The sequence below is a fragment of the Longimicrobium sp. genome (assembly GCF_036387355.1).
Lineage (GTDB): Bacteria > Gemmatimonadota > Gemmatimonadetes > Longimicrobiales > Longimicrobiaceae > Longimicrobium.
The window spans coordinates 1-12,083 of the sequence record NZ_DASVTX010000394.1; the positions used below are offsets into that span (position 1 = coordinate 1).

General features: G+C 72.0%; 10 protein-coding genes. All 10 read left to right on the plus strand.

Annotated elements, in window-relative coordinates:
- A partial coding sequence (locus tag VF665_RS17315; protein ID WP_331054700.1) for a UDP-N-acetylmuramoyl-L-alanyl-D-glutamate--2,6-diaminopimelate ligase occupies nucleotides 1–1,127 on the plus strand: 1,127 nt, incomplete at its 5' end.
- Complete coding sequence (locus tag VF665_RS17320) at nucleotides 1,124–2,536, plus strand: UDP-N-acetylmuramoyl-tripeptide--D-alanyl-D-alanine ligase (protein ID WP_331054701.1); 1,413 nt, start codon at nucleotides 1,124–1,126, stop codon at nucleotides 2,534–2,536. The genes VF665_RS17315 and VF665_RS17320, both read left to right, overlap by 4 nt.
- 4 nt (nucleotides 2,537–2,540) lie before the next feature.
- Complete coding sequence (mraY, locus tag VF665_RS17325) at nucleotides 2,541–3,650, plus strand: phospho-N-acetylmuramoyl-pentapeptide-transferase (protein WP_331054702.1); 1,110 nt, start codon at nucleotides 2,541–2,543, stop codon at nucleotides 3,648–3,650.
- Complete coding sequence (gene murD, locus VF665_RS17330; RefSeq protein WP_331054703.1) at nucleotides 3,650–5,023, plus strand: UDP-N-acetylmuramoyl-L-alanine--D-glutamate ligase; 1,374 nt, start codon at nucleotides 3,650–3,652, stop codon at nucleotides 5,021–5,023. The genes mraY and murD overlap by 1 nt, the downstream gene beginning before the upstream one ends.
- Nucleotides 5,020–6,249, plus strand: a complete 1,230-nt coding sequence (locus tag VF665_RS17335) for a putative peptidoglycan glycosyltransferase FtsW (RefSeq protein WP_331054704.1) — start codon at nucleotides 5,020–5,022, stop codon at nucleotides 6,247–6,249. The genes murD and VF665_RS17335 overlap by 4 nt, the downstream gene beginning before the upstream one ends.
- Nucleotides 6,246–7,370, plus strand: a complete 1,125-nt coding sequence (locus tag VF665_RS17340; protein ID WP_331054705.1) for a UDP-N-acetylglucosamine--N-acetylmuramyl-(pentapeptide) pyrophosphoryl-undecaprenol N-acetylglucosamine transferase — start codon at nucleotides 6,246–6,248, stop codon at nucleotides 7,368–7,370. The genes VF665_RS17335 and VF665_RS17340 overlap by 4 nt, the downstream gene beginning before the upstream one ends.
- Before the next feature lie 120 nt (nucleotides 7,371–7,490).
- Nucleotides 7,491–8,903: a UDP-N-acetylmuramate--L-alanine ligase gene (gene murC / locus VF665_RS17345; RefSeq protein WP_331054706.1), complete on the plus strand. Its 1,413-nt coding sequence runs from the start codon at nucleotides 7,491–7,493 to the stop codon at nucleotides 8,901–8,903.
- Entirely contained in the window at nucleotides 8,900–9,682 is a 783-nt protein-coding gene (locus VF665_RS17350; RefSeq protein ID WP_331054707.1) for a cell division protein FtsQ/DivIB, read from the plus strand. Before murC ends, VF665_RS17350 begins: the two co-directional genes overlap by 4 nt.
- A 25-nt stretch (nucleotides 9,683–9,707) precedes the next feature.
- The gene (ftsA, locus tag VF665_RS17355) at nucleotides 9,708–10,970 is read left to right on the plus strand and encodes a cell division protein FtsA (protein ID WP_331054708.1); all 1,263 of its coding nucleotides are present in this window, start codon (nucleotides 9,708–9,710) and stop codon (nucleotides 10,968–10,970) included.
- 118 nt (nucleotides 10,971–11,088) lie between these two features.
- A partial coding sequence (gene ftsZ, locus VF665_RS17360) for a cell division protein FtsZ (protein WP_331054709.1) occupies nucleotides 11,089–12,083 on the plus strand: 995 nt, incomplete at its 3' end.

Consider the following 12,083-nt stretch of genomic DNA (forward strand, 5'->3'; position numbering starts at 1 on the left):
CGGCCATGCTGCGCCACCTGCTCGCGGCGGACGGCCCCAGCGGCTACGTGGGCACGCTGGGGGCGATCGGCGCGGACGGCGAGGTGATCCCGGGGACGGAGGGGCTGACGACGCCGGGGCCGGTGGACGCCGCGCGGTGGATGCGGCGCTTCGTGGACGCGGGGGTGGAGCGCGTGGCGATGGAGGTGTCGTCGCACGCGCTGCACCAGGAGCGGCTGGGCGCGGTGCGCTTCGACGCCGCCGTGTTCACCAACCTCACCCAGGACCACCTGGACTACCACGTCACCATGGAGGCGTACCGCGCGGCCAAGCTGCGCCTGACGGAGCTGCTGAAGCCCGGCGGCGCGGCGGTGCTGAACGCGGACGACCCGGCCTGGGCGGGGGTGCGCTCCCCCGTGGGGCGGACGGTGACCTTCGGGGTGGAGAACCCGGCCGACGTCCGCGCGGAGGGGGTGCGCGTGGGGCCGGGGGGGATGGAGTTCACCCTGCGGACACCGGACGGGGACGCGGACGTCGCCCTCCCGCTGTTCGGCGGGTTCAACGTGAGCAACGCGGCCGCCGCGGGCGCCGTGCTGTGGAGCCTGGGATGGAGCCCGGCCCGCATCGCGGAGCGGTTGGGGACGCTGCCGCAGGTGCCGGGGCGGCTGGAGCGGGTGGCCGGGCCGCCGCAGAGCGCCACCGTGCTGCTGGACTACGCCCACACGCCCGACGCGCTGGAGCGCGCCCTTGCCGCCGTGCGGCCGCTGGTGCAGGGGCGCGTGATCGTCGTCTTTGGCGCGGGGGGAGACCGCGACGCGGAGAAGCGGCCGCTGATGGGCGCCGCCGCCGCCGCGGGCGCGGACCTGGTCATCGTGACCTCCGACAACCCCCGCACCGAGGACCCGGAACGCATCCTGGACGACATCGAACGCGGCATGGGACGTGCACCCCGCCAGCGGATTTCCGACCGCCGCGAGGCCATCCGCACAGCGCTCACCGAGGGCAGTTCCCGTGACCTGATTCTCCTGGCCGGCAAGGGCCACGAGACGTACCAGATCATCGGAACGGAAAAGCGCCCGTTCGACGAGCGCGTCGTTGTGCGCGAGATCCTCGCGGAACTTTCGACCGCTGGGGGAGGTGGGGCTTGACCGCGTTTCGCTGGACCGCAAACGACGTTGCGCACGCGCTGGGGACCCAGTCCCCGGCGGGTGCGCCCGATGGCTATTCCGCCGTGTCCACCGACACGCGCGCCATTCCCGCGGGATCGCTCTTTGTGGCGCTGCGGGGCGCCAACTTTGACGGGCACGCCTACCTGGCCCAGGCCGCCGAAAAGGGCGCGGCCGGCGCCGTGGTGACGCACGTGCCGGAGGATGCACCGCCGCTGGCCTACTACGTGGTGCCGGACACGCTGCACGCGCTGGGCGGCCTGGGCCGCCACCGCCGCCGCGCGCTCCGGGGCCGCGTGGTCGCCGTCGCGGGGTCGAACGGAAAGACGACGACCAAGGAACTGCTCCGCGCGGCACTGGGCGGCACCTTTCGGGTCCACGCGACGGATGCCAACCTGAACAACCAGGTGGGCGTTCCCCTCACGCTGCTGGCCTGCCCCGACGACGCGGAAGCCGTCATCGTAGAGACGGGGACCAACGAGCCGGGCGAGGTCACCCTGCTGTCGCGCATCGTGGAGCCCGACGCGGCGCTCATCACCTCCATCGGCGAAGAGCACCTGGAGGGGCTGGGCTCCATCGAAGGTGTGCTGCAGGAAGAGCTTTCGATCTTTGACGGGCTGCGCGCCTCGGGCGTGGCGCTCGTGGCCGAAGAGCCGGAAGCGCTGGCGGCCGGCGCGCGGGAACGGGTGGCGCCGTCGCGGGTGCGGGTCGCGGGGCTGGGCGCCGGGGCGGGCGTGTCGCCCGAGGGGGGCGCGCGCGGGGTGCGTGTGCGGCCGGACGGCAGCACCGAGTTCCGCTTTCGCGGGGTGGATTTCCATCTCCCGCTCCCCGGGATGCACAACGTGCGCAACGCGCTGCTGGCGCTGGGCGTGGCCGCGGAGTGGGGCGTTTCCATGGAAGCCGCCGCGGCCGGGCTGGGGGCCATGACCGCGCCGAAGATGCGGAACGAGTGGCGGCGCATCGGCTCGCTGGGGGTGCTGGCGGACTGCTACAACGCCAACCCGCCCAGCATGCGCGCCGCCCTGGACCTGCTGGCCTCCGTTCCGGTGGACGGCGAAAAGATCGCGGTGATGGGAACCATGCGCGAGCTGGGCGACCACGGCGAGCGGCTGCACCGCGAACTGGCCGGGCACGCCGCCGCGCTGGTGGGCAAGGGGATCGACCGCGTGGTGGCCACCGGTGACTTCGTGGCCGCCTTCCTGGCCGAGGGCACGGACCTGAGCGGCCGTCTGGTCGCCGCAGAAGACCCGCTGGACGCGTACGAGGCGCTGCGCCCGTCGCTGCGCGGGGGAGAAACCATCCTGCTCAAGGGATCGCGCGGGGTGGCGCTGGAACGCTGGATTCCGCTGATGGAGCGCGACTTCGCGCAGCCCGCTTCCTCGCAGGAGTAATCCGGTGCTCTACCACCTGTTCGTTCCGTTCGCCGAGTACTACATCGGCTTCAACCTCTTTCGCTTCGGCACGTTCCGGGCGGCGGGGGCGGTGGTCACGGCCTTCCTGGTGGCCTTCTGGTTCGGGCCGGCCATCATCTCGCGCCTGCGCATGCTCAAGGTGGGGCAGGTGGTGCGCACTGAAGGCCCGCAGACGCACCTGGGCAAGAGCGGCACGCCCACCATGGGCGGCGTGCTCATCATCCTGTCCACCGTCATCCCCACGGTGCTGTGGGCGCGGCTGGACAACTGGTACACGGTCATTGCCCTGGTGGTGCTGCTCTGGCTGGGCGTGGTGGGCTTTCTGGACGACTACCTCAAGATCGTCCGCAAGAACACGGGCGGGCTCAAGGGGCGCTACAAGATCGTGGGGCAGGCGGGGATCGGCGTTCTGCTGGGGATCGTGCTCATCGTGTTCCACGTCAGCGACCCCATTCCCGCCACGTGGACCCAGATCCCGTTCTTCAAGAGCTGGCACGTCTGGTTTCACCCCGTGACGTACGTGCTGTTCGTCACCTTCATCATCGTGGGGTGCAGCAACGCGGTGAACCTGTCGGACGGGCTGGACGGCCTGGCGGCGGGACTGTCGGGGATCGCGGCGGCCACCTTCGGCGTGTTCGCGTACCTGCTGGGCCGGGTGGACGCGTCGGACTACCTGAACGTGTTCTACCTGCCGGGCGCGGGCGAGCTGGGCATCTTCTGCGTTGCGCTGGCCGGCGGATGCATGGGCTTCCTCTGGTACAACGCGCACCCGGCGGAGGTGTTCATGGGCGACACCGGGTCGCTGGCCATCGGCGGGGTGCTGGGTGCGGTGGCGGTGCTGCTCAAGGCGGAGTTCCTGCTCGCCATCGTGGGCGCGGTGTTCGTGGCCGAAGCGCTTTCCGTGGCCTCGCAGACCATCTACTTCAAATGGACCAAGTCGCGCACGGGAACGGGCAAGCGGATCTTTCGCATGGCGCCGCTGCACCACCACTTCGAGCAGATCGGGTGGCATGAGAGCAAGGTCATCATCCGCTTCTGGCTGATGGGGATCATGTGCGCGCTGGCCGCCTTCGCCACCCTCAAGATCCGCTGATGAGCCGTTCGCTCGCGGGCGAGACCATCGGCGTGCTGGGCCTCGCGCGCAGCGGGCTGGCCGCGGCGCGCCTGGCGTTGGGCCGCGGCGCGCGGGTGTACGCCAGCGACGCGGGAGACGGCGAGGCTGCCCGCGCGGCGGCGGATCAGGTGCGGGCTCTGGGAGGAGACGCGGAGACGGGCGGGCACGACCTGGCCAAGCTCGCGGCGTGCACCCGCATCGTCCTCTCCCCCGGCATTCCGCCGACGGCCAAGGTGCTGCGCGAGCCGGCGATCCAGGGCGTCCCGGTGGTCCCCGAGATCGAACTGGCGTACGAGCAGCTGGACGGGCCGGTGATCGGCATCACGGGGACCAACGGCAAGACCACCGTCACCTCGCTGACGGAGCACCTGCTGCGCGCGGCGGGGATCGACGCGGTGGCGGGCGGCAACATCGGCACGGCGCTGAGCGAGCTTGCGCTGCGCCAGCCGCAGCCGGCGTGGAACGTGGTGGAGTGCAGCTCGTTTCAGCTGGGCGGCATCGACCGGTTCACGCCAGCGATCGGCATGCTGACCAACCTGGCGCCGGACCACCTGGACTGGTACCCGGACCTGGAGGCGTACTACGCCGACAAGGCGCGCCTCTTTCGCAACGCGTCCGCCGCCAGCCGGTGGATCCTGAACGCGGAAGACCAGCGCGCGGCGACGCTCATCGGCGACGCGCCGGGGACGCGCTACTTCTTTCGCGCGGCGTCGCTCCCGGAGTCGGATTCCGAGCTGGGCGGGTGGATGGAGGGGCGCGAACTGCGCATCCGCACGGAGGCGGGAACGGAATCGCTGGGCTCCGCGGACCGGCTGCGCATCCTGGGCCCCCACAACGTCGCCAACGCGCTCGCGGCCTCTTTGGCCGCCCGCCTGGCCGGCGCCCCGGCGCAGATGATCGCGGAGGCGCTGCCGCTCTTCGACGCGCCGCCGCACCGCCTGCAGCCCGTGTCCGAGCGCGGCGGCGTGCTCTGGGTGAACGACAGCAAGGCGACCAACGTGGCCTCGGCCCGCGTCGCCGTCCGGGGGATGAGCCGCCCCACCGTCCTTCTGCTCGGCGGGCGGCACAAGGGCGAGCCGTACACCGAGCTGGCGGAGGACTTTGCCGGCCGCGTGCACACGGTGATCGCGTTTGGCGAGGCGGGCGGGCAGATCGCCGCGGACCTGGCGGGCACGGTGGCGGTGGAGCACGTGACGGGCGGGTTTGACGAGGTGATGGCGCGCGCGGCGGCCCTGGCGCGGCCGGGGGACGCGGTGCTGCTTTCCCCCGCGTGCAGCAGCTTCGACATGTTCAGGAACTACGAGGAACGGGGCCGCCGGTTCGCCGAGCTGGCCCGGGGAGAAGGGGAATGACCAGCATCGCGCTCCTGCGCCGGCCCCGCGCCGCCAAGGACCCCGCGCAGCCGCCGGTGACGCCGCGCGAGCGGGCGTACACCACCGCGCCCGCGGCCCCGGCGCTGCCGCGCGAGCAGACGTGGGAGTCGCGCGCGCTGGTGGCGCTCACGGCGATGGCGTTCGCCTTCGGCCTTACGGAGATGTACAGCGCCAGCTCGTTCGAGGCCGCCTCGCACGACCTGCCGGGGCACTACTTTGCCCTCAAGCAGGTGATGGGCGCGGGGATCGGCATCGTGCTGGCCGCCGTGCTGTCGCGGATGGACTACCGCCGCCTGCGCCGCCTCGCCTGGCCCATGCTGGCGCTGGTCATCGTTCTGCTGGCCCTGGTCGTGATGCCGGGAACGGAGGCGCTGGCGCCGCGGGTGAACGGGGCGCGCCGCTGGCTGCGGCTGGGCATCCAGTTTCAGCCCTCCGAGTTCGCCAAGATCGCGCTGATCGTGTGGACGGCGATGATGGCGGTGAAGAAGGCGGACCGGCTGCACTCGCTCAGCAAGGGACTCATGCCCTTTCTGCTGGTGTGGCTCCCCGTCCTGGCGCTGGTGATGAAGCAGCCCAACATGAGCGCGGCACTGCTCCTGGTGCTGCTCGCGGCCCTCGTCCTCTTCGCGGGCGGCGCTCGCATCGGGCACTTCATTCTGCTGGGGCTGCTGGCCGTCCCCGTGCTGTGGAAGCTGATTACCGGCGAGGGGTACCGCGCCCGCCGCCTGGCCGCGTTCCTGGACCCCGGGCACGACACGGGGAACGTGAGCTACCAGATCCACCAGTCGCTCATCGCCATCGGCAGCGGCGGGCTGGGCGGAGTGGGCTTCGGGGAAAGCCGGCAGAAGTACGGCTTTCTCCCCGAGTCGCACAACGACTTCCTGTTCAGCATGATCGCGGAGGAGTGGGGCTTGATGGGCGTGCTGTTCGTCGTTGCCGTCTTCGCCGGGTTCCTCGTGGTCGGCTACCGGATCGCCGCGCGCGCCCCGGACCGCTTCGGCTACCTGGTGGCGCTGGGGATGACCAACCTGATCGCCGTCTCCGCCTTTCTGCACATGGGGGTGGCCATGGCGCTGCTCCCCACGACGGGCGTGGCACTCCCCTTCATGTCGTCCGGCCTGTCGGCGCTGCTGACTTCGTTCGCCGCGGTGGGCATCCTGCTGAGCATCGCCCGCGCGGCGAAGGACCCTGAAAGGGCTCGATGAGCACACCCCGCGTCCTGTTCGCCGGCGGCGGAACCGGCGGCCACCTGTACCCGGCGCTGGCGCTGGGCGCCGCCTTCAAGCGGCTGGACCCCGCGTCGGAGGTGATGTACATCGGCGCGAAACGCGGCGTGGAGGCACGCGTGCTGCCGGAGCGCGGCGAGCCGCACGCGCTGCTCCCGCTGGAGCCCATCCGCCGCGCCAAGCCGTGGCAGAACTGGCGGCTGGTGCCCGCCATGTTCGGCTCGTTCACCGCGCTCAACGGCGTATTCCGCCGCTTCCGGCCCAACCTCGTGGTCGGCACGGGCGGCTACGCGAGCGGGCCGGCGGTGGCGTACGCCATCATGCGCGGCATTCCCGCGGCGGTGCAGGAGCAGAACTCGTATCCCGGCTTTGTGACGCGGCTGGTGGACCGGCGGGTGCGCCAGCTTCACCTGGCCTTTCCGGAAGCGCTCAAGTACCTCAAGCCGGGCGACCACACGCAGGTGTTCCGCTTCGGCAACCCCATCACCCCGCCGGACTTCAACGTGGACCGCGCGGCGGCCCGCGGTCGCTTCGGGCTGGGCGCGGGGACGGTGTGCCTGGTGGTGGGAGGCAGCCAGGGCGCGCGCCCGGTAAACGAGGCGCTGCTGGCGGACCTGCGCGGCATTCGCGAGGGCCGGCTGGCCGCGCCGCCGGAGGGCTTTCAGATCCTGTGGGCGGCGGGAACGGGCAACTTTGAGCGGGTGCAGAAGGGGCTGGAGGACCTGGGCAACCCGGCGTGGGTCAAGGCGCTTCCGTACATCACCGACATGCCGGGCGCGCTGGCCGGGGCGGACTTCGCCATCACCCGCGCCGGAGCCATGAGCATCGCCGAGCTGTGCGCCTGGGGCATTCCCAGCATCCTGGTGCCGCTGCCGCACGCCGCCGCCAATCACCAGTACCACAACGCCGTGGCGCTGGCCGAGGCCGGGGCGGGGGTGATGGTGCAGGAGCAGGAGCTGGGCGGAGGCCGCCTGTGGCGCGAAGTGCTGGCGATGGTGGATCCCGCGCACCGCGCCGCCGTCGCCGCGAAAGCGCGCGAGCGCGGCCAGCCCGACGCCGCGGACCTGATCGCGGGCGAGCTCGCGAAGCTGATCCGCTGAGCCGGTGCAACGCACTCACGCACCCCGCACTCGCGCACCCGCGGTCGTTGCAGATGGTGGCAGTTCGCGGCGCAAACCGGCGCCGCGCGAAGCTTTTCCCCGCGCTGGGCGGACGTTACATTGAGCACCGAATTCGACCTGGTTGAACTCGCCAAGCACGGGCCCATCCACTTCATGGGGATCGGCGGCGCGGGAATGGCGCCGCTGGCCGAGATGGCCCTGCTGGCGGGCGCGCGGGTCACCGGGTGCGACTCGTCTCCGGGCCCGGCCACCCAGCGGCTGGAAGAGCGCGGCGCCCACGTGTACCAGGGGCACGACCCCTCGCACGCGGCGGACTGCGCGGCGCTGGTCACCACCGCCGCCGTCCCGCACGACCATCCCGAGCTGGCCGCGGCCCGCGCGCGGGGAATCCCGGTGCTCAAGCGGGCCGAGGCGCTGGGCGCCATCGTCAACCACGGCACCGTCGTGGGCATCGCGGGGACGCACGGAAAAACCACCACCACCACGCTCACCACCGCCGTGCTGGAAGCGGCCGGGGCCCGTCCTACGGGGTTCGTGGGGGCGCGCGTCCCGGCGTGGGGCGGCAACCTGCGCCCCGGCGGCGACCAGGTGTACGTGGTGGAGGCGGATGAATACGACCGCTCCTTCCACCAGCTTCGCCCCACCGTGGCCGTGGTCACCACCCTGGAAGCCGACCACCTGGACATCTACGGCTCGCTGCAGGCCATCGAAGAGGCGTTCGACCACTTCGTCGGGGCCGTTCCGCCGGACGGGCTGATCGCCGCCTGCGCGGACGACCACGGCGCGGCGCGCATGGCGGCCCGCATGCCGGGCGGCCCGGAGCGGGTGCTCACCTACGGCCTGTCCGCCGGCGCCATGCTGCGCGCCGAAGACGTGCGCTTCACCCCGTCCGGCGCCGTGTTCACCGTTCGCGAGCGTGGCGCCGTGCTGGGCACCGCGCGGCTGAACGCGCCGGGGGAGCACAACGTCCGCAACGCGCTCGCCGCCGTGGCCGTCGGCCGCCGCTTCGGCGCGGAGTGGGACGCCATTGCCCGGGGGCTGGCCTCGTACGCCGGGGTGGACCGCCGCTTCGAGCAGATCGGCGAGGCGGGCGGCATTCTGTTCGTGGACGACTACGCACACCACCCCACGGAAGTGCGGGCCACCCTGGGCGCCGCCCGCGCGGGATACGGGGACCGCCGCCTGGTGGCCGTCTTTCAGCCGCACCTGTACTCGCGCACCCGCGACTTCGCCGCCGAGTTCGGCCAGGCGCTGGCCGGAGCGGACGTCGTGATTCTGACCGACGTGTACGCCGCGCGCGAAAAGCCCATCGAGGGGGTGACGGGGCAGATGATCGCCGACACGGCGCGCGACGCCGGGGTGCAGGTGCGCTACGTCCCCGTCCGCGCCGAGGTGGTGGACGCCGTGGCCGCCGAGCTTCGCCCGGGCGACCTGTGCCTCACGCTGGGCGCCGGCAACCTGGACATGGCCGCGCGCGAACTGCACCAGCACTTTTCCGGAGGGCGGGGATGAACCGCCGCACCCGCCTGATCGCCCTCGCCGCGCTGGCCGCCACCTCGGGGTCGTCCCCGTTCTGGGGGCCGCCCGCGCTGCGCCGGGTGGACTGGTTTGCCGCGGACCGCGTGGAGGTGGCGGGCTCGCGCCTGCTGGCCCCGCACGAGGTGGTGGCCGCCTCGGGCGTGCGCATCGGCGACAACGTGTACACCGACCCGGCCGCGTGGGAGGCCGCCCTGCGCCGCAACCCGGTGATCGCCGAGGCGCGCGTGGAACGCCGGTTTCCCGCCACGCTGCGCATCCGCATCACGGAAAAGCGCCCGGCCGCCTTCGTGTCCGCCGGCACCCTGCGCCCCGCGACCGCCACGGGGGAGATCCTTCCCGTGGACCCGGCGCGCGTCCCCGTGGACCTGCCCATCGCGGGCAGCGCGCCCGACACGGCCACCCGCGTGCGCGACCGCGCCACCCTGGCCGTGCTGGCCGAGGCCGCGCGCCTGGCCGACGCCGACCCCATGCTGATGGCGCGGGTGAGCGAGGTGCGCTCCGGCAAGGCGGGAACGCGCCTGTTCATGTCCGCGCCGCGGGTGGAGGTGCTGCTGGCCCGGGGCGCCGCCGAACCCCGGCTTACGCAGCTGCGCGCCGCGCTGGCCGACGTGGACCGCCGCCTGGGCGCGGGCGGCCGCGCGGTGGTGGACGCGCGCTTCGCCGACCAGGTGGTCGTGCGGCTGATCGCCGCGCCGGCTGCCCCCAGCACCAGCAGCACCCCCGCGCCGGCCCCCGCGCCGCCGCGTACCTGACCCGCAGCCCACGCTTTCGGTACTGATGCGTTCTTCCATCGTCGCAGGGCTTGACATCGGCTCGAGCAAGACCGCCGTGGTGATCGCGGAGGTGTCGGGCGATGCCCCCCACCGCGCCCAGGTCAAGGTGCTGGGGGTGGGGCAGGCGCGCACCGGCGGCATTCGCCGCGAGATCGTGACCGACATCGAGGCCACCACCGAGTCCGTGCGCAAGGCGGTCAAGGAAGCGGAGCTGATGGCCGGGGTGACGGTGCAGAAGCTGTACACCGGCATTGCGGGCGAGCACATCCACGCCTGGCCCAGCACCGGCGTGGTCGCGGTGGGCGGGCGCCCCGCGGGGGACGGCGAGATCCGCCCGGGCGACGTGGACCGCGTGCAGGAAGTAGCCCGCGCCGTGGTGATTCCCGGCGACCGCGAGCTGATCCACGCCATTCCGCAGGAGTACATCGTCGACGCGCAGGACGGCATCCGCGATCCCGTCGGCATGGCGGGGACGCGGCTGGAGGCAGAGGTGTTCATCGTCACCGGCAGCGCCAGCGCCAGCCAGAACGTGCGCAAGGCCGTGACCCGCGCGGGCTACACCGTGGCCGAACTGGTGCTGGAGCCGCTGGCCTCCTCCCTCGCCGTGCTGACGGAAGACGAGATGGAGATCGGCGTCGCGCTGGTGGAATTGGGCGGCGGCACGACCGACCTGTGCGTCTTTCACGAGCGCAAGATCAAGCACCTGACCTCGCTCCCCTGGGGCGGGGCCACGGTGACCAACGACATCGCCAAGGGGCTCTCGCTCCCGTACGCCGAGGCGGGGCGGGCCAAGGAGCGCTTTGGCGTGGCACGCGCGGACTTCGTGCGGCCCGACGAAACGTTCGAGATCCCCGGCGCCGCGGCGGGGCAGACCCGCCACGTCGCCCGTGAGCTGCTCGCGCACATCATCGAGCAGCGGATGGACGAGATCTTCGGCCTTGTCGCGGCGGAGCTGGACCGCGCCGGCTTTGGCGGCGGCGAGCTGGGCGGGGGCGTGGTGCTCACCGGCGGCGGCGCCGCGCTGCAGGGCGTGGTGGAGCTGGCGGAGCGCACGTTTGCCTCGGCCGTGCGCATCGGCGTGCCCGGCGAAGGGCTCGGCGGACTTGCGGATTCCGTTCGGCGGCCCAAGTTTGCGACCGCCGCCGGACTCGCGGTCTACGGCTCGCGACGCCTCATCACGGACACTCCCGAAACGAGCGCCCTGGCCGGCGCTTCCGTCAACGGCATCGTAAAGCGCATCAGCGACTGGATCGCGGACTTCTTCTAGCGAGGGAAGCCCGCGCCGTCGTTTGCCCGTTTCTGCTTCGTTCCTGATTTTTTTCCCGATTTCGCCCGATCCTCCCCTGGTGGAGCCAGCGCACATGGTCTTCGAGTACGACGAAACGATGACCCAGAACGCCCGCATGAAGGTGGTGGGCGTGGGTGGCGGCGGCGGCAACGCCGTGAACCGCATGATCGAGGAGGACCTGGAGGGCGTCGACTTCATTTCGGTGAACACCGACGCCCAGGTTCTCAAGCTCTCCAAGGCCGACGTCCGCATTCAGATCGGGCACAAGCTCACCCGCGGCCTGGGCGCCGGCGCGCGCCCGGAAATCGGGGCGCAGGCGCTGGAAGAAAACCGCGACGAAATGCGCCGCGCGCTGGACGGCGCGGACCTGGTCTTCATCACCGCCGGCATGGGCGGCGGCACCGGCACCGGCGCCGCCCCGCTGATCGCCGAGATGGCGCGGGAGATGGGCGCGCTCACCATCGCCATCGTCACCAAGCCCTTTCTGTTCGAGGGCAAGAAGCGGATGAAGCAGGCCGAGCAGGGGCTGGCCGAGCTGAAGCGCGCGGCGGACACCATGATCGTCGTGCCGAACGAGCGGCTGCTGGCCGTCGTGGGCAAGGGCACCAGCTTCAAGGACGCGCTCAAGAAGGCAGACGAGGTGCTGCTGCACGCCACGCAGGGCATCTCGGACCTGATCCGCGTGACCGGCGAGGTGAACGTGGACTTCGCCGACGTGCGCACGGTCATGAGCAACCGCGGCGCGGCGCTCATGGGCACGGGCTTCGGCCGGGGCGAGAACCGGTCCATGGAGGCCGCGCAGGAGGCCATCAGCTCGCCGCTGCTGGACAACATCAGCATCAGCGGCGCCGCCGGCGTGCTCATCAACATCACCGGCGGAATGGACCTGGCCATCGACGAGGTCACCACCATCTCGTCCATCATTCAGGAAGCCGCGGGCGACGACGCCGAGATCATCTTCGGCGCCGTGCACGACCCCAGCATGAAGGAAGAGGTGCGCGTCACCGTCATCGCGACGGGCTTCGAAATGGACGCCATCATCCCCGACCGGCTGGACGGGGTGATCCGCGCCGACTTCCGCTCGCACGGGCG

Coding starts and splice junctions, on each gene's coding strand:
- murD (WP_331054703.1), top strand. CDS start 3,650: ATGAGCCGTTCGCTCGCGGGCGAGACCATCGGCGTGCTGGGCCTCGCG.
- VF665_RS17350 (WP_331054707.1), top strand. CDS start 8,900: ATGAACCGCCGCACCCGCCTGATCGCCCTCGCCGCGCTGGCCGCCACC.
- VF665_RS17335 (WP_331054704.1), top strand. CDS start 5,020: ATGACCAGCATCGCGCTCCTGCGCCGGCCCCGCGCCGCCAAGGACCCC.
- ftsA (WP_331054708.1), top strand. CDS start 9,708: ATGCGTTCTTCCATCGTCGCAGGGCTTGACATCGGCTCGAGCAAGACC.
- VF665_RS17340 (WP_331054705.1), top strand. CDS start 6,246: ATGAGCACACCCCGCGTCCTGTTCGCCGGCGGCGGAACCGGCGGCCAC.